At 63.9% G+C, this 21,487-nt stretch carries 13 protein-coding genes; 10 read left to right on the top strand and 3 right to left on the bottom strand.

Annotated elements, in window-relative coordinates; genetic code table 11:
- Positions 1 to 215: 215 nt before the first annotated feature.
- The 8 genes from TU79_RS15475 (at position 216) to TU79_RS15440 (ending at position 14,216) form a co-directional block, all read left to right on the top strand.
- Positions 216 to 1,649: a serralysin family metalloprotease gene (locus TU79_RS15475; protein ID WP_057008782.1), complete on the top strand. Its 1,434-nt coding sequence runs from the start codon at positions 216 to 218 to the stop codon at positions 1,647 to 1,649.
- Positions 1,650 to 1,698: 49 nt separating this feature from the next.
- The gene (locus TU79_RS15470; RefSeq protein WP_057008781.1) at positions 1,699 to 2,067 is read left to right on the top strand and encodes a protease inhibitor Inh/omp19 family protein; all 369 of its coding nucleotides are present in this window, start codon (positions 1,699 to 1,701) and stop codon (positions 2,065 to 2,067) included.
- 101 nt (positions 2,068 to 2,168) lie between these two features.
- Positions 2,169 to 3,920, top strand: a complete 1,752-nt coding sequence (locus TU79_RS15465) for a type I secretion system permease/ATPase (RefSeq protein ID WP_057008780.1) — start codon at positions 2,169 to 2,171, stop codon at positions 3,918 to 3,920.
- Positions 3,917 to 5,218, top strand: a complete 1,302-nt coding sequence (locus TU79_RS15460; RefSeq protein WP_057008779.1) for an HlyD family type I secretion periplasmic adaptor subunit — start codon at positions 3,917 to 3,919, stop codon at positions 5,216 to 5,218. The genes TU79_RS15465 and TU79_RS15460 overlap by 4 nt, the downstream gene beginning before the upstream one ends.
- Positions 5,219 to 5,220: 2 nt before the next feature.
- Positions 5,221 to 6,564 carry a TolC family outer membrane protein gene (locus TU79_RS15455; protein WP_057008778.1) on the top strand — a complete coding sequence of 448 codons (1,344 nt, stop codon included), beginning with the start codon at positions 5,221 to 5,223 and terminating at the stop codon, positions 6,562 to 6,564.
- A 22-nt stretch (positions 6,565 to 6,586) separates the two neighbouring features.
- Complete coding sequence (eprS, locus tag TU79_RS15450; RefSeq protein ID WP_057008777.1) at positions 6,587 to 9,544, top strand: autotransporter serine peptidase EprS; 2,958 nt, start codon at positions 6,587 to 6,589, stop codon at positions 9,542 to 9,544.
- A 68-nt stretch (positions 9,545 to 9,612) separates the two neighbouring features.
- Entirely contained in the window at positions 9,613 to 12,711 is a 3,099-nt protein-coding gene (locus TU79_RS15445; RefSeq protein WP_082638515.1) for an autotransporter serine protease, read from the top strand.
- 80 nt (positions 12,712 to 12,791) lie between these two features.
- On the top strand, positions 12,792 to 14,216 hold the full coding sequence (locus TU79_RS15440; protein ID WP_057008776.1) for a polyurethane esterase: 1,425 nt from the start codon (positions 12,792 to 12,794) through the stop codon (positions 14,214 to 14,216).
- A gap of 170 nt (positions 14,217 to 14,386) precedes the next feature.
- On the opposite strand, the gene TU79_RS15435 is transcribed toward TU79_RS15440, so the two are convergent.
- Positions 14,387 to 14,611: a YgdI/YgdR family lipoprotein gene (locus TU79_RS15435; protein ID WP_057008775.1), complete on the bottom strand. Its 225-nt coding sequence runs from the start codon at positions 14,609 to 14,611 to the stop codon at positions 14,387 to 14,389.
- A 187-nt stretch (positions 14,612 to 14,798) separates the two neighbouring features.
- Here TU79_RS15435 and TU79_RS15430 point away from each other — a divergent pair, with 187 nt between their 5' ends.
- Positions 14,799 to 16,448: a VRR-NUC domain-containing protein gene (locus TU79_RS15430; protein WP_057008774.1), complete on the top strand. Its 1,650-nt coding sequence runs from the start codon at positions 14,799 to 14,801 to the stop codon at positions 16,446 to 16,448.
- On the top strand, positions 16,445 to 18,712 hold the full coding sequence (locus TU79_RS15425; protein WP_057008773.1) for an ATP-dependent DNA helicase: 2,268 nt from the start codon (positions 16,445 to 16,447) through the stop codon (positions 18,710 to 18,712). The genes TU79_RS15430 and TU79_RS15425 overlap by 4 nt, the downstream gene beginning before the upstream one ends.
- Positions 18,713 to 18,841: 129 nt before the next feature.
- On the opposite strand, the gene TU79_RS15420 is transcribed toward TU79_RS15425, so the two are convergent.
- Together TU79_RS15420 and TU79_RS15415 are read right to left on the bottom strand one after the other, a co-directional pair.
- Positions 18,842 to 19,792 carry an alpha-E domain-containing protein gene (locus tag TU79_RS15420; RefSeq protein ID WP_057008772.1) on the bottom strand — a complete coding sequence of 317 codons (951 nt, stop codon included), beginning with the start codon at positions 19,790 to 19,792 and terminating at the stop codon, positions 18,842 to 18,844.
- A 2-nt stretch (positions 19,793 to 19,794) separates the two neighbouring features.
- Positions 19,795 to 21,204 (bottom strand): circularly permuted type 2 ATP-grasp protein, encoded by a 1,410-nt coding sequence (locus tag TU79_RS15415; RefSeq protein WP_057008771.1) that lies wholly within the window; start codon positions 21,202 to 21,204, stop codon positions 19,795 to 19,797.
- Positions 21,205 to 21,487 lie beyond the last annotated feature (283 nt).

The following is a 21,487-nucleotide window of genomic DNA, read 5'->3' as shown; positions in this document are numbered from 1 at the left end:
GTAGGACAAAAACCACCACCCCCAATAAACATTGCCAACTACTTGCCAACCTGCAATGCCCATCACATGTTGATTGCAGAAATAGAGGTAGACGAAAGATTTCAAGTTGTGTCAGTTTTCTTACGCCTTCAAAAGAGGCGAGTGATAGGACGATCTCGCCCGCGAGGTTCCTGTCGACCCAAGACTGATGCACTTGCAAACAAGGAAGTACGTTTATGTCAAAAGTAAAAGACAACGCTATTGTATCTGCCGCTCAGGCCAGCACCGCCTACTCGCAAATCGATAGCTTCAGCCATTTGTATGACCGTGGCGGCAACCTCACGGTCAATGGCAAACCGTCCTACACCGTGGACCAGGCAGCGACCCAGCTGCTGCGGGACGGCGCGGCGTACCGCGACGCCGATGGCAACGGCAAGATCGACCTCACCTACACCTTCCTGACCTCGGCCACCACCAGCACCCTGAATAAACACGGGATCTCGGGCTTCAGCCAGTTCAGCGCCCAGCAGAAAGCACAGGCAGCGCTCGCCATGCAATCCTGGGCGGACGTGGCCAAGGTCACCTTCACCGAGAAGGCCAGCGGCGGTGACGGCCACATGACCTTCGGCAACTACAGCGGCGGCCAGGACGGCGCGGCGGCCTTCGCCTACCTGCCCGGCACCGGCGCAGGCTATGACGGCACCTCGTGGTACCTGACCAACAACAGCTACACGCAGAACAAGACGCCGGACCTGAACAATTACGGACGGCAGACCCTGACCCACGAGATCGGCCACACCCTCGGCCTGGCGCACCCTGGCGACTACAACGCCGGGAACGGCAACCCATCCTACAAAGACGCGACCTACGGACAGGACACGCGTGGCTACAGCCTGATGAGCTACTGGAGCGAGAGCAACACCAATCAGAACTTCAGCAAAGGCGGGGTTGAAGCCTATGCCTCCGGCCCGCTGATCGACGACATTGCCGCGATCCAGAAGCTCTACGGTGCCAACTTCGCCACCCGCGCCACCGACACGACCTACGGCTTCAACTCCAACACCGGGCGTGATTTCCTCAGCGCGACCTCCAACGCCGACAAGCTGGTGTTCTCGGTGTGGGACGGTGGTGGTAACGATACCCTGGACTTCTCCGGGTTTACCCAGAACCAGAAAATCAACCTCAATGAAACCTCGTTCTCCGACGTGGGCGGCCTGGTGGGCAACGTGTCCATTGCCAAGGGCGTGACCCTCGAGAACGCGTTCGGTGGGGCGGGTAACGACCTGATCATCGGCAACAATGCCGCCAACCTGATCAAGGGCGGGGCCGGCAACGACCTCATCTACGGCGGTGGCGGTGCAGACCAGTTGTGGGGCGGTGCGGGCAATGACACCTTCGTGTTCGGCGCCAGTTCCGACTCCCGTCCTGGGGCTGCGGACAAGATCTTTGACTTCACCAGCGGTGCAGACAAGATCGACCTGTCCGGCATTACCAAAGGCGCGGGCCTGAGCTTCGTCAGTGCCTTTTCCGGGCATGCCGGCGATGCGGTGCTGACCTACGCCTCAGGCACCAACCTGGGCACGTTGGCCGTCGACTTTGCCGGCAAGGGTGTGGCGGATTTCCTCGTCACCACCGTTGGCCATGCAGCCGTCAGCGACATCGTGGCGTGATGCACGGGTGCGGCGCTTCGGCGCCGCGCTTGCAGGCGGGAGCGTGAAGATGCAGTGGTTATCCAAAATGATCGCCTGTGTTGTGCAGGTGGTGTTCGTGTCGGCAGGAGCCCACGCAATGGCGAGCAGTCTGGTTTTACCCACCCCCGCGCAATTGGCGGGGCATTGGGAATTGAAACAGCAGGATCAGGTGTGCAGCCTGGAATTACTGGAGCAGGCCAACGCCCTGGGCGGCGATGTGGCGTGTGTGGCGCAGTGGCTGGGCGACAAGCCCTCGAGTTGGTCACCCACTCCGGACGGAATCTGGCTGATGAACGCCGAAGGCAGCGGTATTACCCACTTGAATCGCCAACACGAAGGCGAGTACGAGGGCCGCACTCGATCCGGCGGTGTTGTGGTATTGCAGCGAAAACCTTAGTTATCGTTATAACCCTATAACTTGATTGATTGGTTGACCGGCCCTGATCAAGGGTTGCGCCAACTAGTGCGCGTAGTTTGCTTCAAGGAAGATAAGAAGATATGGCCAGGCCCCATAACGTTGCACCCTTGTTCAAGGCGCTGGGTGAATACAAGAGCATCTTGATCAGTATTGGTTGTTTCACCGCCTTGATTAACCTGTTGATGCTGGTGCCGTCGATTTACATGCTGCAAGTCTACGACCGCGTGCTGTCCTCCCGGAATGAAACCACCCTGGTGATGTTGACGCTGATGGTGGTCGGCTTCTTTGCGTTTATTGGCCTGCTCGAAGTCATTCGCAGTTTTATCGTGATCCGCATCGGCAGTCACTTGGAGCGGCGTTTCAACTTGCGCGTCTACAAGGCCGCCTTTGAACGCAACCTGCACAGCGGCCAGGGCCATGCCGGGCAATCCCTGGGGGATCTGACCCATATCCGCCAATTCATCACCGGGCCTGCATTGTTCGCGTTTTTCGATGCGCCGTGGTTTCCCCTCTACCTGTTCGTGATTTTCCTGTTCAACGTGTGGCTGGGGGTACTGGCCACGGCCGGGGCGGTGCTGCTGATCGGCCTGGCCTGTCTCAACGAATACCTGACCAAAAAGCCGCTGGGCGAGGCCAGTGGCTACTCCCAGCAGTCGACCCAACTGGCCACCAGCCATTTGCACAACGCCGAGACCATCCAGGCCATGGGCATGCTCGGTGCGTTGCGCGCCCGCTGGTTTGCCGTGCATTCGCAGTTTCTCGGCCTGCAGAACCAGGCCAGCGACACCGGTTCGGTGATCACCTCCCTGAGCAAATCCCTGCGCCTGTGCCTGCAATCGCTGGTGCTGGGCCTGGGCGCGTTGCTGGTGATCAAGGGCGACATGACCGCCGGGATGATGATCGCCGGTTCCATCCTGATGGGCCGCATGCTCAGCCCCATCGACCAGTTGATCGCGGTGTGGAAGCAATGGAGCTCGGCCAAGCTCGCCTATCAGCGCCTGGATGAGCTGCTGCGGGCTTTCCCGCCGGGGGGCGAGCAGATGGCCTTGCCGGCGCCCCACGGTCAGGTGAGTTTTGAAGACGTCAGCGCCGGCCCGCCGGGGCTGCGTCTGGCGACGCTGCACCATGTCAGTTTCAACCTGGGTGCCGGCGAAGTGCTGGGCGTGCTTGGCGCCTCGGGTTCCGGCAAGTCCACCCTGGCGCGGGTGCTGGTGGGCGTGTGGCCGACCCTGGCCGGCACGGTGCGCCTGGATGGCGCGGACATTCACCGCTGGGACCGTGACGACCTCGGCCCGCACATCGGCTACCTGCCTCAGGACATCGAGCTGTTCAGCGGCAGCATTGCCGACAACATCGCGCGTTTTCGCCAAGCCGACCCGGCGTGGGTGGTGAAGGCGGCGCAACAGGCCGGCGTGCATGAGCTGATCCTGCGCCTGCCCCAGGGCTACGACACGTTGCTGGGCGATAACGGCGGTGGCCTGTCCGGCGGCCAGAAACAGCGGGTCGCCCTGGCGCGCGCGCTGTACGGCGGGCCGCGGCTGATTGTGCTGGATGAGCCCAACTCCAACCTCGACACCGTCGGTGAAGCGGCGCTTGCCAGCGCCATCGTGCAAATGAAGGCCCAGGGCAGCAGCGTGATTCTGGTGACGCACCGGTCCTCGGTGCTGGCCCAGGCCGACAAGCTGCTGGTGCTCAACGAAGGACGCCTGCAGGCATTCGGGCCGAGCCAGGACGTGCTGCGGGCGCTCTCCGGCCAGCAGGAAGCGGCGAAGGAAAAAACCGGCGTCAGTTTCAGCCGCCAGTATCAAGCCGCAAGGAATCCAGGCGCATGAACAGTATGACGTTTGAACAACGCGACGCCCGCTACTTCACTCGCATGGGCTGGCTGCTGACCGTGGTCGGTGCCGGTGGGTTTTTCCTTTGGGCGAGTCTGGCGCCACTCGATCAGGGCATTCCGGTGCAGGGCACCGTGGTGGTCTCCGGCAAGCGCAAGGCGGTACAAAGCGTCAGCCCCGGTGTGGTCAGCCGGATCCTGGTGCGCGAAGGCGAGACGGTCAAACAGGGCCAGCCGCTGTTTCGGCTCGACCAGACCCGCAACCAGGCCGACGTGCAGTCGCTGCAGGCCCAGTACCGCATGGCCTGGGCCAGCGTGGCACGCTGGCAGAGCGAGCGCGACAATCAAGCGGCGATCAGCTTTCCCGCTGATCTGAGCGCCGACCCAGACCCGGCGCTGGCCCTGGTGCTGGAAGGCCAGCGCCAACTGTTCAGCAGCCGCCGCGAAGCCTTCGCCCGTGAACAGGCGGGCATTCGCGCCAATATCGAAGGTGCCGGCGCGCAGCTGAACGGCATGCGCCGCGCCCGCACCGACCTGACCGCCCAGGCCCAGTCCCTGCGCGACCAACTGGCCAACCTGCAACCGCTTGCCGACAACGGCTACATCCCGCGCAACCGGCTGATGGACTACCAGCGCCAGCTGTCCCAAGTGCAACAGGACCTGGCGCAGAACAGCGGCGAAAGCGGCCGGGTGGAGCAGGGCATCCTCGAATCCAGGCTCAAACTGCAGCAGCACGGCGAGGAGTACCAGAAGGAGGTGCGCAGCCAACTGGCCGACGCGCAATTGCGCAGCCTCACCCTGGAACAGCAACTGACCTCCGCCGGTTTTGACCTGCAACACAGCGAGATCAACGCGCCGGCCGATGGCATCGCGGTCAACCTCGGCGTGCACACCGAAGGCGCCGTGGTGCGGGCCGGCGAAACCCTGCTGGAAATCGTGCCCCAGGGCACGCGTCTGGAAGTGGAAGGGCACTTGCCGGTGCACCTGGTGGACAAGGTCGGCACCCACCTGCCGGTGGATATTCTGTTCACCGCCTTCAACCAGAGCCGCACCCCGCGCGTACCGGGGGAGGTGAGCCTGATTTCCGCCGACCAGATGCTCGATGAAAAGACCGGCGCGCCGTATTACGTGCTGCGCACCACCGTCAGCGAGGCGGCGCTGGAAAAACTTCACGGCCTGGTGATCAAGCCCGGCATGCCCGCCGAGATGTTCGTGCGCACCGGCGAGCGTTCGTTGCTCAACTACCTGTTCAAGCCGCTGCTGGATCGCGCCGGCTCCGCATTGACCGAGGAATGAGCATGAAGCCCGTATGCCTCGCCTTGCTGTTGAGCTGCGCCAGTGCCCAGGCCGCGATGGGCCCGTTCGATGTGTATGAGCAGGCCCTGCGCAACGATCCGGTATTCCTCGGCGCGATCAAGGAACGCGACGCCGGCCTGGAAAACCGCACCATTGGCCGCGCCGGCCTGCTGCCACGGCTGTCCTACACCTACAACAAGGGCCGCAACAACGCCGAGGCGCACCTGCCTGACGGGCGCGGCGGCAGTTATCGCGACGACCGCAACTACAACAGTTACGGCTCCACCTTCAGCCTGCAACAGCCGCTGTTCGACTACGAAGCCTATGCCAACTACCGCAAGGGCGTGGCCCAGGCGCTGTTTGCCGATGAGAGTTTTCGCGAAAAGAGCCAGGCGCTGTTGGTGCGCGTACTGAGCTATTACACCCAGGCGCTGTTTGCCCAGGACCAGATAGACATTGCCCGTGCCAAGAAAAAAGCCTTCGAGCAGCAGTTCCAGCAGAACCAGCACCTGTTCCAGCAGGGCGAGGGCACCCGCACCGATATTCTCGAAGCCGAATCCCGCTACGAGCTCGCCACCGCCGAAGAAATCCAGGCGCTGGACGAGCAGGATGCGTCCCTGCGCGAGCTGGGCGCGCTGATTGGCGTGCAGAGCGTCAACATCGACGACCTGGCGCCGTTGAACCAGCGTTTCGGCGCCTTCACCCTCACGCCCGCCAACTACGACACCTGGCACGCACTGGCCCTGAGCAACAACCCCACGCTCGCGTCCCAGCGCCAGTCCCTGGAAGTGGCGCGCTACGAGGTGGAGCGCAACCGCGCCGGGCATCTGCCCAAGGTCACCGCGTATGCCAGCTCGCGCCAGCAGGAGTCCGACAGCGGCAACACCTACAACCAGCGCTACGACACCAACACCATCGGCGTCGAAATCAGCGTGCCGCTGTATGCCGGCGGCGGCGTATCGGCCTCAACCCGCCAGGCCAGCCGTGCCATGGAGCAGGCCGAATACGAGCTGGAAGGCAAAACCCGCGAAACCCTGATCGAACTGCGTCGCCAGTTCAGTGCGTGTTTGTCGGGGGTGAGCAAGCTGCGCGCGTATCAAAAGGCCCTGACGTCGGCCGAGGCGCTGGTGGTCTCGACCAAACACAGCATCCTCGGCGGCGAGCGGGTCAACCTCGATGCGCTCAACGCCGAGCAGCAGCTCTACAGCACCCGCCGCGACCTGGCCCAGGCGCGTTACGACTACCTGATGGCCTGGACCAAATTGCATTACTACGCGGGCAATTTGCGCGACACCGACCTTGCGAAAGTGGATGAGGCCTTCGGCCCTGTGAACCAACGCCCCTAACAACACACACAGGATGGCTCTGATGATCACCGATTCGTCGCGTTTCAAACCCTTTACCGCAGGCTCCTTGCTGCTGTTGTCCGTGGCGGCGCAGGCGCAATACACCGAGACCGGCCAACCCGGTAATCCGGCCAGTTGGCGTTCCGCCGAGTTCCAGAGCGACTGGGGCCTGGGACGCCTGAAGGCCGATGAAGCCTACGCCGCCGGCATCAACGGCAGCGGGGTGAAGATTGGCGCGCTGGATTCAGGCTTCGATGCCAGTCATCCAGAGGCTTCCACCGATCGTTTTCACCCGGTCACCGCCACGGGCACTTACCTGGATGGCAGCGCCTTCAGCACCACCGGCGCACTCAACCCCAACAACGATTCCCATGGCACCCACGTCACCGGCACTATGGGCGCCGCCCGTGATGGCGTCGGCATGCACGGCGTGGCCTACAACGCGCAGGTTTATGTGGGCAACACCAACGCCAACGACAGCTTTCTGTTCGGTCCCACACCCGACCCCAAATACTTCAAGGCCGTGTACAGCGCCCTGGTGGACTCGGGCGTGCGCGCCATCAACAACAGTTGGGGCAGCCAGCCCAAGGACGTCAGCTACCAGACACTCGGCGATTTGCACGCCGCCTACGCCCAGCACTACAACCGTGACACCTGGCTGGACGCGGCGGCCGATGTGGCCAGGGCAGGGGTGATCAACGTGTTCAGCGCTGGCAACAGCGGCTACGCAAACGCCAGCGTGCGTGCGGCGCTGCCGTACTTCCAGCCGGATCTGGAAGGGCACTGGCTGGCGGTATCGGGCCTGGATATCGCCAATAACCAGAAGTACAACAAATGCGGAATCGCCAAGTACTGGTGTATTTCCACCCCCGGTGCACTGATCAACAGCACCGTCCCCGGTGGCGGTTACGGGGTGAAATCCGGCACCTCGATGGCGGCGCCCCATGCCACCGGCGCGCTGGCGCTGGTGATGCAGCGCTACCCCTACATGAGCAACGAGCAGGCCCTGCAGGTGCTGCTGACCACCGCCACCCAACTCGACGGTTCGCTCACCCAGGCGCCCAACACCACGGTGGGTTGGGGTGTGCCCGACCTGGGCCGGGCGATGCACGGGCCGGGGCAGTTGCTCGGCGCGATGAACGTGAACCTCGCCGCCGGGCAGGGCGACGTGTGGAGCAATGGCATCTCCGACCAGGCGCTGATCCAGCGCCAGGCCGAGGACCGCGCCGAACAGGCGGCGTGGCAGCAAACCTTGCGCGACAAGGGCTGGCAAAACGGCGTGGGCGCGAACGCCAGCCAGCAGGACCAGACCGATTACGCGGTGGGCACGGCACGCGATCAGGCCGCCGCGCGGCGCAGTTATGAGGGCAGCCTGATCAAGTCCGGCGCGGGCACGCTGGTGCTCAGCGGCGACAGCACCTATCGCGGCGCAACCACCGTCAACGGCGGGCTGCTGGCGGTCAACGGTTCGCTCACCTCGGCGGTCACCGTCAACGACAGCGGCACCCTCGGTGGTTCCGGGCGTATCGCCGCGCTGTCGGTAAACAGCGGCGGGCGCGTGGCGCCGGGCAATTCCGTGGGCACCTTGCAGGTGGCGGGCGACGTCAACCTGGCGGCGGGCTCCACCTATGCAGTGGAGCTGACCCCCAGCAGCAGCGACCGCATCGTCGCCGGCGGCCGCGCGATCCTCGGCGGTGGCAACGTGACCCTGGCCCTGGAAAACAGTCCGGCCCTGCTCAGCGCGGCGCAGGCACACAGCCTGATTGGCCGCCAATACACCATCCTGCAAGCGGCCGGCGGGATTCAGGGGCAGTTTGGCCAGGTGCTGCCCGACTATCTGTTCCTCGGCGGGCGTCTCGATTACGCCGCCACGGGGGTGCAACTGAAGGTGGTGCGCAATGACGCCGCCTTCGCCAGCGTCGCCGCCAATCGCAATCAGCGCGCCGTGGCCACCGCCGCCGAGCAGCTCGGCGCGGGCAACCCGGTGTATGAAAGCGTGCTGCGTTCCGACTCCCTGGCAGAAGCGCAACAAGGCTTGCAGCAGTTGTCCGGTGAAATCTATCCGGCCGTGGGCGCCATGCTGATCAACGACAGCCGTCAGGTGCGCGATGCCGTGGGTGAACGCTTGCGCCATGTGCCGGTTGCCGGCGAGCGCAACCTGTGGCTCAAGGCCCTGGGCGCCTGGGGCAAGAGCGACAACCGCAGCGAAACCGCGGACGCCACCACCTCCCTCGGCGGACTGCTGTTGGGCGTGGACGGCGCGCTCGATGAGCAGACCCGTGTCGGCGTGGTCGCCTGCTACAGCGACAGCTCGCTGAACCTGGGCGGCGGCAACCATGCCTCGGCGTCGGTCGACAGCTACCACTTTGGCGCCTATGCAGGGCGTGAGATGGGTGCCTGGCGCCTGAGCCTGGGCGGTGCCTACAGCTGGCACCGCGGCGATGTGAAGCGCGACCTGCAATACGACGACGTCAGCGGCAAGCAGAAGGCCAGCCTGGACGCGCGCAGTGCGCAACTGTTCAGCGAAGCAGCGTATCGCCTGCAGCTGCAACCGCTGGCACTGGAACCGTTCGCCAACCTGGCCTATGTGCATCTGGACAGCGATTCGTTTCACGAAAAAGGCGACGCAGCCGCGCTGGAACGCGGCAGTGATCGACGTGATGCCGTGCTGGGCACCCTGGGGCTGCGTGCGCTGAAAACCCTCGCGCTCAACGATCACCAGCAGCTCGAGCTGTCCGGGTCGCTGGGCTGGCAACACAGTCTGACCGCCGTCGAATCCGAAGAGCATCTGGCGTTTGTGGCCGGTGGTCCCTCGTTCGCCGTGCGCAGCGCGCCGTTGCTGCGCGATGCGGCGCTGCTGGGCGTGCAGGCCAGCCTGGCGCTGAGCCAGGCGACGCGGGTCAACCTCGATTACAACGGGCAGTTGGGCGGCAGGGCGAAAACCCAGGGCGTAGGCCTGAGCCTGAACTGGCAGTTCTAAGGTGGCAGGGGGCTTGCCCCTCCCACAGGGATCTCTATATCCGTAATAAAAAACTAAGGAAGGTCACCGTGAACACACGCAAGTCAGGGTTAACAACCGCCATCCACAAAGCCTTGCGCCACCCGCGCAGCGCGCCCTGTGGCGCATTGCTGTGCTGCCTGGCCAGCCTGGGCACCGCCCACGCCGCACCCTATGTGGAAACCGGCAAGCCGGGCGATGCCGCCAGTTGGCGCAGCGCCGAGTTCAACGCCGACTGGGGCCTGGGCGCCGTGCATGCCGACACCGCGTACGCCGCCGGCTACACCGGCAAGGGCGTGAAACTGGGCATCTTCGACCAGCCGGTGTACGCCGCGCACCCGGAGTTCGCCAGCCCCGGCAAAGTGGTGACGATTGTCACCGAGGGCATCCGCCAGTACACCGACCCCTATATTCCGGTAAAGGCCGGCGATGCGTTTCGCTATGACGGCACGCCGTCCCTGGGTTCCAACGGCAAGCTGGGCAACCACGGCACCCACGTCGGCGGGATCGCCGCAGGCAACCGCGACGGCGGGCCGATGCACGGCGTGGCCTACGGTGCGCAGATCATCAGCGCCGAGAACGGCGACCCCGGCCCCGAAGACGGCATCATCCTCGGCAACGATGGCGCGGTGTACAAGGCCGGTTGGGACGCCCTGGTGGCCAGCGGCGCGCGCATCATCAACAACAGCTGGGGCATCGGGATCGGTGACCAATATGCCAAGGGCGGCCGGGATCCGGCGTTCCCCAATTTCACCGTGAATGAAGCGCAGGCCCAGTTCAGTAACATCCGCCCGATCCTCGGCACCCTTGCCGGCGGCGCCTACCAGGGCGCAATCGACGCCGCGCGCAGCGGCGTGCTGACCATCTTCGCCGCCGGCAACGACTACAACCGCAACAACCCGGATGCGATCTCGGGCCTGGCGTACTTCGTGCCGGAGATTGCGCCCAACTGGCTGTCGGTGGCCGCCTTGCAGCAAAACCCGGACACCGCGAGCGCCAACCCCTATGTGATCAGCACCTTTTCCTCGCGCTGCGGGTATGCGGCGAGTTTCTGCGTGTCGGCCCCCGGCACGAAGATCTTCAGCTCGGTCATCAACGGCACCAACCTGGACAACCTCACCACCGACTACGCCAACTTCAACGGCACCTCCATGGCCGCGCCCCATGTGGCGGGGAGTGCGGCGGTGTTGATGGAGCGCTTCCCGTACATGAGCGGCGACCAGATCTCCACGCTGCTCAAGACCACCGCCACCGACCTTGGCGCGCCGGGCATCGATTCGCTGTACGGCTGGGGCATGATCAACCTGGGCAAGGCCATCAATGGGCCGGGGATGCTGGTGACTGCCGAGAATATTCCGGCCGAGTTCCGCATCGACGGCGCCTATGGCAGCGGCCAGTTCGTCGCCGACCTGCCGGGCATCGGCGCGGTGGTGGATGCCGGCAAACCGACGCAGCGGGTGTGCACCGATGTGCATTGCGGGCTGGACGTGTGGAGCAATGACATTGCCGGGCACGGCGGCCTGACCAAGCTGGGCATCGGCACCCTGGTGCTGAACGGCACCAACACCTACAGCGGCCCGACCCTGGTCAATCAGGGGCGGCTGGCAATCAACGGCTCGCTGACCTCGGACGTCACCGTCAGCCAGAGCGGCGTGGTCGGCGGCTCCGGGCGCATCGGTTCGCTGCTGGCCAAAAGCGGCGGCACCGTGGCGCCGGGCAACTCCATCGGCACCCTGAACGTGGCCGGGGATGTGACCTTCGACGCAGGTTCCACCTACGCCGTGGAACTGTCGCCCACCCGCAGCGACCGCATCGTGGCCGGCGGCACCGCCACGCTCAACGGCGGCACCGTGACCCTGGCCCTGGAAAACAGCCCGACGTTGCTCAGCACGGCGCAGGCGCAAAGCCTGATCGGGCGCCAGTACAACATCCTGCAAGCGGCCGGCGGCATCAACGGCAGTTTTGCGGCGATACTGCCCGACTACCTGTTCATCGGCGGCAACCTGAACTACACCGCCAACGGCGTGCAACTGGATGTGGCGCGCAACGCCAACAGCTTTGCCAGCGTGGGCGTCACTGATAACCAGCGCGCCGTGGCCGCAGCCGCCGAGCAGTTGGGCGCGGGCAATGCCGTGTACGAAAGCCTGCTGCTGGCGCCGACAGCCGCGTCGGCCCGCAGCGCGTTCCAGCAATTGTCGGGGGAAATCTACCCGGCGCTGGAGACCGCGCTGGTCAATGACAGCCGCTACGTGCGCGAGGCGGTGGGCGAGCGTTTGCGCAACGGTGAGATGGGCGCTGCCAGCGACACCGTCGACAGCCGGGGCAACGTCTGGGTCAAGGCCCTCGGCGCCTGGGGCAAGACCGACAGCCGCAGCGACACGGCGGGCTACACCACCTCCATTGGCGGCATGCTCGCCGGGGTTGACGGGGCAGTGGATGAGTCCACCCGTATCGGCCTGGTGGCGGGCTACAGCGACACTTCACTGAACATGGGCAGCGACACCCATTCGCGCGCGTCGGTCGACAGCTACCACTTCGGTGCCTACGCCGGGCATGAGATCGGTGCCTGGCGCCTGAGCGGCGGGGCGACCTACAGCTGGCACCGCGCCGACGTGAAGCGCGACCTGCAATACGGCGATGTCGCCGGCAAGCAGAAAGCCAAGGTCGATGCCCGCAGCACGCAAGTGTTCACCGAGGCGGCCTACCGCGTAAATCTGCCGGCGCTGGCGCTGGAACCCTTCGCCAACCTGGCCTACGTGCACCTGGACAGCGATGGGTTTACCGAGAAGGGCGATGCCGCCGCGTTGAAAAGCCGTGACGACACCCGCGACCTGGTGCTGAGCACCCTGGGCCTGCGTGCATTGAAGACCTTCACTGTGAATGACCACCAGCAACTGGCGCTGTCCGGCACCCTGGGCTGGCAGCACAACCTGGGCAGCAGCGATTCCGAGCAGCACCTGGCGTTTGCGTCGGGCGGCCCGTCGTTTGCGGTGCAGAGTGCGCCGATGGTGCGTGATGCGGCACTGGTGGGCGCGCGGGTGAGCCTGGCGTTGAGCAAGGATGCGCGGGTGAACGTCGATTACAACGGCCTGTTGGCCAGCAAGGAGAAGGTCCACGGGGTGGGGTTGAGCCTCGACTGGACGTTCTGACGCGTGAAGCGTTCCCGCGCCCGACGCGGGAACGATCGATTGGCTTTCTCGACAACATCAACAAAAGAGAGGCACGAGCGATGGGTATCTTTGACTATAAAAACCTCGGCACCGAGGGCTCCAAAGCATTGTTCGCCGATGCCATGGCGATCACGTTGTACACCTATCACAACCTGGACAACGGCTTTGCCGTGGGCTATCAGCACAATGGGCTGGGCCTCGGCTTGCCCGCCACGCTGGTGGGCGCCTTGCTCGGCAGCACCGATTCCCAGGGGGTGATTCCCGGTGTGCCGTGGAATCCGGACTCGGAAAAAGCGGCCCTTGAAGCGGTGCAAAATGCCGGCTGGACGCCGATCAGCGCCGCCGCCCTGGGCTATGCCGGCAAGGTCGACGCCCGGGGCACGTTCTTTGGCGAAAAGGCTGGCTACACCACGGCGCAGGCCGAGGTGCTGGGCAAGTACGACGATGCCGGCAAGCTGCTGGAAATCGGCATCGGTTTTCGCGGCACCTCCGGCCCTCGTGAAAACCTGATCAGCGACTCCATCGGCGACCTGATCAGCGACCTGCTGGCCGCGCTGGGCCCCAGGGATTATGCAAAAAACTACGCGGGCGAAGCCTTTGGCGGCTTGCTCAAAAACGTCGCCGACTACGCCGGCGCCCATGGCCTGAGCGGTAAGGACGTGCTGGTCAGCGGGCACAGCCTTGGCGGGCTGGCGGTCAACAGTATGGCCGACCTGAGCGGCAATAAATGGTCAGGTTTCTACAAGGACGCCCACTACGTGGCCTATGCTTCGCCGACCCAGAGCGCCGGCGACAAGGTGCTCAATGTCGGCTTTGAGAACGACCCGGTATTCCGTGCGCTGGACGGTTCATCGGTCAACTTCGCGTCCCTGGGCGTGCACGACAAACCCCATGAGTCGACCACCGACAATATCGTCAACTTCAATGACCACTACGCCTCGACGCTGTGGAACGTGCTGCCGTTTTCCATCGCCAACCTGCCCACCTGGTTCGCTCATTTACCCAGCGGCTATGGCGACGGCATGACGCGCATCCTGGAGTCCGGCTTCTACGGGCAGATGACGCGCGACTCCACGGTGATCGTCGCCAACCTGTCGGACCCGGCACGGGCCAGCACCTGGGTGCAGGACCTCAACCGCAATGCCGAGCCGCACAAGGGCAACACCTTCATCCTCGGCAGCGACGACAACGACCTCATCCAGGGCGGCACGGGCGCCGACTTTATCGAGGCGGGTAAAGGCAATGACACGCTCCGCGACAACAGCGGGCACAACACCTTTCTGTTCAGCGGGCAGTTCGGCCATGACCGGGTGATCGGCTATCAGCCCACCGACACGCTGGTGTTCAGCGGGGTGCAGGGCAGCACGGATTACCGCGATCACGCCAGGGTGGTTGGCGCGGATACGGTGCTCAGCTTTGGTGGGGAGTCGGTGACGCTGGTGGGGGTGGCGAGTTTGTCGGGGGAGGGGATTGTCATCAGCTAAGGACTGAATGCGTTCGAAGCGGTGTGAGGGGGCTTTGAACGCACTGCTTGAAACAATGAAGATCAAAGGTGGGAGGGGGCTTGCTCCCGATAGCGGCGGGTCCGCAACAGATGGGCTGTCTGATACACCGCTATCGGGAGCAAGCCCCCTCCCACAGGATCGGTTAGAGGCTAGTCTTCCTTGCGCACCGTGGCCACGTCATCGGCCTTGATGCGAATGCGCTTGCCGGCAATATCGGTGAACTCATAGAAGCCGTCGGCGGTCTTGGCGTTGGGGGCGTCCTTGGTCAAGTATTGCGTGCCGTTTTGCAGCGTGACGACCGTTTGCGTGGCGCAACCGGCCAGCAGCAGAAAAGTGAGTGCAACCAGGGGCAGACCCAAATTCTTCATGTTCATAACCCTTACCTTCACTCTGAAAAGTCCCGCAGCAGCTGGCTGCGGGCCATAAATGGTACGCCATCGATCCTCCTATCTGATCACTTTTATACAAAAAGTTGCGTGCGCCATTTATCTATTACTGATTGCAACAACGCCTGCGCATCGGCACTCTGTATGCATAACCAGTACTTGATTGTTTTGCGCCATGGCCAACCCCCTCGACGATCCCCTGTATTACTTGCACAACTTTCGCCAAGTGCTGCATTGGCTGGGGCAGCGCTATGCCGATTTGCTCGACGCCGACGAAGAGCATTTCATTCAGCAATTTGACAGGTTGCCGCAGCCGTCCCAGGCATTGTTGGTGCGCATGGTGATGCGCAAGGGTGTGCATTTTCGCGCGGGCAAGCTCAACTACCTGGAAATCGGCTGCCCCCATGCGGCGGCGGCGCCGTTGCTCGGGCTGGGCTGGGTGGAGGATCAGAGCCCGCTGGCGTTTGAGGTGCTGTTCGGGGTGCTGCAAAAAAGCGAACTGCTCGCAGCGTTCAAACCCTGGATCGAACACCCCAGAGGCAACAAGGCCGACTGGCTGGAACACCTGGCCGCGCAGTTCCCCGACAGCCGCAGTTTCGCCCAGTGGTGCCCGGCGCTGCCCGACACCCTCTACAGCCTCACCGTGATGCAGTTGTGCGACCGCCTGCGCCTGATGTTCTTCGGCAACCTGCATCAGGACTGGTCCGAATTCGTACTCGCCGACCTGGGCATTCATACCTATGAAAAAGTTGCCTTCTGCGACGAGTCCCGGGGCCTGCGCAGCCGTGATGATGTGCATGGCTATCTGTTTTTGCACCAGTGTCAGCAGGCTTTCGAGACAGGCGAATCAGTGGAGGACGTGCTGGAGCAGATCGCTACGCTGCAAACCGATAACCCCTGGCTGGAAAAACGCCGCGCCAAGCTGCTGTTCCAGATCGGCCAGCTGTGCGAGCGCAGCGCCGAACTGATGCTGGCCGAGCAGATTTACCGGGCGTGCAGCCACCCCGGTGCCCGTGCGCGCCTGATCCGCGTGCTGGAACGCCAGGAGGCCTACGCCCAGGCCATGGCGCTGGCGTGCCTGGCGCAGCAGGCTCCGCACAGCGCGGCCGAGCAGCAACACCTGCTGCGCGTGCTGCCGCGTCTGCGCCGCAAGCTGGGCGAGCCGGCGCTGCCCAAGGCCAGGCCGCGGCCGGTCACGCGGCTGGACCTGGCGCTGGCGGTGCCGACGCCGGTGATGGCGGTGGAGTACTGCGTGCAGGCGCACCTCAGTGAGCCTGATGCGCCGGTGCATTACGTGGAAAACGGGCTGATCAACTCACTGTTCGGCCTGTTGTGCTGGGATGTGATTTTCGCGCCGCTGCCGGGGTCGTTTTTTCATCCGTTCCAGCGCGGGCCCGCGGACCTGCACAGCGAAGACTTCCATCAACGCCGCGCGCCGCTGTTCGCCGCGTGTTTCGAGCAATTGCAGGATGAGCGCTACAAAACCAGTATCCGCCAGCGCTATGTGGAGAAATGGGGCATCCAGTCACCGTTCGTGTTCTGGAACCTGCTCAGCGACGAGTTGCTGGAGCAGGCGCTGACCTGCCTGCCCGCCGAGCACCTGCGTTGCTGGTTCGAACGCCTGCTGCTGGATATTCGCGCCAACCGTGCCGGGATGCCGGACCTGATCCAGTTCTGGCCGGCGCAGAAGACCTACCGCATGATCGAGGTCAAGGGCCCCGGCGACCGCTTGCAGGACAATCAATTGCGCTGGCTGGAATTCTGCGGCGAGTACCAGATGCCGGTCACCGTCTGCTACGTGCGCTGGGCGGAGCAGCCCGCTTGAGCTACAGCGTGGCCGTACGGGCGCTGTGTGAGTTCACGGCCAAGGTCGGCGACCTCGACTTGCGCTTTACCCCGTCGCCCAGTGCCCAGGAAGGCATCATCGGCCACCGCACGGTGGCGTCCCGGCGCAGCGCGCATTACCAGAATGAAGTGGCCCTTGAGGGCGAGTACCAGCAGCTCAAGGTGCGGGGCAGGGCGGATGGCTACGACCCCGAGAGCAATCGCCTGGAAGAGGTGAAAACCTATCGCGGCGACCTCGATGCCCAGCCTGCCAACCATCGGCTGCTGCATTGGGCGCAGGTCAAGGTGTACGGCTGGCTGATGTGCCAGAAGCTTGGGCTGAGCGAGATCAACCTGGCGCTGGTGTATTTCGATATCGTCGGCGAAGGCGAAACCCTGCTCAGTCAGCCCTTCCAGGCGGCGCAACTCGAAGCGTTCTTCAATCATCACTGTGCGCTGTTCCTCGATTGGGCGCGCCTGGAAATGCAGCACCGCGAAGCCCGTAATCAGGCGGCGCAAACCCTGGCCTTCCCCCATGCCGCGTTTCGCCCCGGCCAGCGCGTGCTGGCCGAGACGGTGTACAAGGCGGTGAGCACCGGCCGCTGCCTGATGGCCCAGGCGCCGACCGGCATCGGCAAGACCGTCGGCACGATTTTCCCGCTGCTCAAGGCCCTGGGGCCCCAGCAACTGGACAAGCTGTTCTTCCTTACCGCCAAGACGCCCGGGCGCAAGCTGGCCCTGGATGCGGCGCAGGTCCTGTACGACAGCCACCCGCAGTTACCGCTGCGTGTGCTGGAACTGGTGGCGCGGGACAAGGCCTGCGAGCACCTGGACAAGGCCTGCCACGGCGAATCGTGCCCGTTGGCCAAGGGCTTTTATGATCGCCTGCCCGCCGCCCGTGCCGCCGCGTCCAGGGTGCGCCTGCTCGATCAACGCAGCCTGCGCGAGGTGGCCCTGGCCCATGACGTGTGCCCGTATTACCTGAGCCAGGAAATGGCGCGCTGGAGCGACCTGGTCGTCGCCGACTACAACTACTATTTCGACTTTGGCGCCATGCTCTTTGGCCTGGCCCAGCTCAATCAATGGCGCGTGGCCGTACTGGTCGACGAAGCCCACAACCTGGTCGAACGGGCCCGCGCGATGTACAGCGCGGGCCTCGACCAGTACCGGCTCAAGACCTTGCGCGACACGGCGCCGGAGCCCTTGAAAAAATCCTTGCAGCGCCTCAACCGTGAATGGAATGCGCTGCACAAGGATCAGATCGCGCCGTATCAGGCCTATGGAACGCGGCCGGAAAAGCTGCTGCAGGCACTGAGCCTGTGCGTCGGCGCGATGGGCGACTACTTCAACGAGCGTCCCGAGGCCCTCAGCGGTGACCTGCAGGCCTTCTATTTCGAGGCGCTGCAATTTGCCAAGGTGGCGGAGCTGTTCAACGAACACTTCATCTTCGATATCAGCAAACGTCAGCTCACCGGCAAGCGCAGCAGCTCGACCCTGTGCCTGCGCAATGTGGTGCCCGCCCAATTCATTGGCCCAAGGCTTACCGCCGCGCGCAGCAGCGTGCTGTTTTCCGCGACCCTGAGCCCCCGGCATTACTACGCCGACCTGCTGGGTCTGCCGGCGGACACGGCCTGGGTGGATGTCGAGTCGCCGTTCAAGGCCGAGCAGTTGCAGGTGCACATTGTCGAGCGTATCTCCACGCGTTTTGTGCATCGCCAGGCGTCGCTGGCGCCCATCGTCGAGTTGATCGCTCGGCAGTTCACCGCGCAACCGGGTAACTACCTGGCGTTTTTTTCAAGCTTCGATTACCTGCAACAGGTCGCCCAGCTGCTGGCCGAACGGCATCCGCAGATTGCCCTGTGGCTGCAGTCGCGCGGCATGGCCGAGGCCGAGCGCCAAGGGTTTCTCGAACAGTTCACCCAGCACAGCCAGGGCATTGGCTTTGCCGTGCTGGGCGGGGCGTTCGGCGAAGGCATCGACCTGCCCGGCGCGCGTTTGATCGGCGCGTTTGTGGCGACCCTGGGCCTGCCCCAGTTGAACCCGGTCAATGAGCAGATGAAGCTGCGCATGGGGGCGATCTTCGGCGCCGGGTATGACTACACCTATTTGTATCCCGGGATTCAGAAGGTGGTGCAGGCGGCGGGCAGGGTGATTCGCAGCCAGCAGGACCGGGGCGTGGTGATGCTGATCGACGACCGCTTTGGCGAGGCGCGGGTGCGGCAGTTGTTGCCCAGGTGGTGGGTAGTGCAATCCAAAGAGGTCTGATGGTTTCAGGCAGCCACATTCCCGTGGTGAGTGGGCTTGTTGTGTGGAATGGGCTTGTTGTGGCGAGCGGGCTTGCCCCGCGTTGGGCTGCGCAGCAGCCCCAAAACCACGCGCTGCGCAGCCTCCCTTTCAGACCACTTCCAGGTAGGAGCTTTGGATGGATCGGGCCAGTTCGCGCACGGTGTCGATGAACTCGATCAAGCGGGTGTGCAGGCCGTCTTCCAGAATCTCGTCGATGCCGGTGTAGCGCAGCCGCGCCTCGAACTCCGCCGCCAGGCGTTGCGCGGTGCGGCCGTAGCTGCCGGGCAGGTCGGCGAGGATCTGGCTCAGTTCCTCGATACAGGCGTGCAATGAGCGCGGAACATCGCTGCGCAACAGCAGCAATTCCGACACCGAGCGCGCGTTGAGGGCGTTCGGGTACAGCTCGGTATACGCCTCGAAGGACGACAATGCGCGCAGCAGGGCGCTCCACTGGTAGTAGCCGCGTGCCGACAGGTCGCTGACTTCTTCGGACTCTTCGCCGAACATCTCGTAGCGCGCATCCAGCAGGCGCAGGGTGTTGTCGGCGCGCTCGACAAAGGTGCCCAGGCGAATGAAGCGGTAGGCGTCATTGCGCATGATGGTGCCCGAGGTGGCGCCGCGAAACAGGTGCGAGCGCTGCTTGACCCAGTCGCAGAAGTGGCTGATGCCATGTCGCGCGAGGCCGCCGGCGGCGATGCTGCGCATTTCCAGCCAGGTGGCGTTGAGGTTTTCCCACATGTCGGCGGTGATGCGCCCGCGTACCGCATGGGCATTGCCGCGTGCGGCGCGCAGGCAGTTGTAGATGCTGGCCGGATTTTCTTCGTCGAGGGCGAAGAAGTGCAGCATGCGTTCGGCGTCCAGGGTCTGGTGGCGCTCCAGGTAATCCTCCAGCGTGCCACTGCTGAGCAGCGACATGGCCAGTTCGTCCAGGCCGTCGCTGCGCCCGGCCTGGGGCATCAGTGACAACGAATAACTGACTTCGAGCATGCGCGCCAGGTTTTCGGCGCGCTCCAGGTAACGTGACATCCAGTACAGATCTGCGGCGGTTCTACTCAGCATGTTCAGTCCTCCACCACCCAGGTGTCCTTGGTTCCGCCGCCCTGCGACGAGTTGACGATCAGCGAGCCTTCACGCAGCGCCACCCGCGTGAGACCACCGGGCACCAGACGGGTTTCCTTGCCCGAGAGGACAAAGGGGCGCAAGTCGATATGCCGGGGCGCAATGCCGTTTTCGACGAACGTGGGGCAGGTGGACAGGCTCAGGGTCGGCTGGGCGATGTAGGCATGAGGGCGCGCCTTGATGCGTTGGCGGAAGTCCTCGATCTCGGCGGCCGTGGACGCCGGGCCCACCAGCATGCCGTAGCCGCCGGAACCCTGGGTTTCCTTGACCACCAGATCGCCGAGGTTGGCCAGCACGTGGGACAGTTCATCAGGCTTGCGGCACTGGAAGGTCGGCACGTTCTGCAGGATCGGTTCTTCGTCCAGGTAAAACTTGATCATCGCCGGCACGTAGGGGTAGATCGACTTGTCGTCGGCCACGCCGGTGCCGATGGCGTTGGCCAGCACCACATTGCCGGCGCAGTAGGCGGCCACCAGACCGGGCACGCCGAGCATGGATTCGGCGTTGAACGCCTGCGGGTCGAGGAACGCGTCGTCGATGCGGCGGTAGATCACGTCGACGGGCCTGGGCCCGTCGGTGGTGCGCATGAACACCTTGAGGTCGTGCACGAACAGGTCGGCGCCTTCCACCAGTTCCACGCCCATTTCCCGCGCCAGAAAGGCATGCTCGAAAAACGCACTGTTGAAGCGGCCAGGGGTCAGCACCACCACATTCGGGTTGTCGAGGCGGCTGGAACTCTTGAGGGTCTTGAGCAGCAGGTTGGGGTAGTGGTCCACCGGCGCGATGCGCTGTCTGGCGAACACTTCGGGGAACAGGCGCATCATCATCTTGCGGTCTTCGAGCATGTAGCTCACGCCGCTGGGGGTGCGCAGGTTGTCTTCGAGCACGTAGTAGGTGCCGTCGCCGTCGCGCACCAGGTCGACGCCGGAGATGTGCGAGTAGATGCCGCGGTGCAGGTCCAGCCCGACCATTGCCTTTTGATAGCCTTCGTTGCCCAGCACCTGTTCCGCCGGAATGATGCCGGCCTTGATGATGCGCTGGTCGTGGTAGATGTCGGCGAGGAAGCTGTTCAGCGCATTGACGCGCTGGATACAGCCGCGCTCGATCACGCTCCACTCACTGGCGGGAATGCTGCGCGGGATGATGTCGAAGGGGATCAGGCGCTCGGTGTCCTGTTCATCGCCGTACAGGGTGAACGTGATGCCGGCGCGATGAAACAGCAAGTCAGCCTCACGGCGACGCTGGGCCAGCAGTTCCGGCGGCGTATTGGCCAGCCAGCGGGAGAAATCCTGGTAATGCGCACGGCACTCGCCGTTCGCGTCATTCATTTCGTCAAAGAAAGATCGAGCCATTCCGATACCTTGTCAGTGCCCAGGGGTGCATTGGGTGGCACTGCCGCTTTTAAAAACGCATTTTTTATGAGCCCGTGGCGCAGGGTGCCAACAGGCCTGGTCCTTTCTTTCTTGTGGGGGTGGCTCTGGGTCGGGGGGTAACGCTTGCTCCTGTTTACGGGCAGATGAAAGGGTTAAGCAATGCATGTGCCGAAATGGCCTTCAGGTGCCGATTACTTGTGGCGAGCGGGCTTGCCCCAGAAGCCCGTTCGCCACGATAGGGCGTTCCACATTACATTGCACC

It is taken from the genome of Pseudomonas trivialis, from assembly GCF_001439805.1.
In the GTDB taxonomy this organism is placed as follows: domain Bacteria; phylum Pseudomonadota; class Gammaproteobacteria; order Pseudomonadales; family Pseudomonadaceae; genus Aquipseudomonas; species Aquipseudomonas trivialis.
This window is presented reverse-complemented; position numbering and strand designations above follow the sequence as displayed.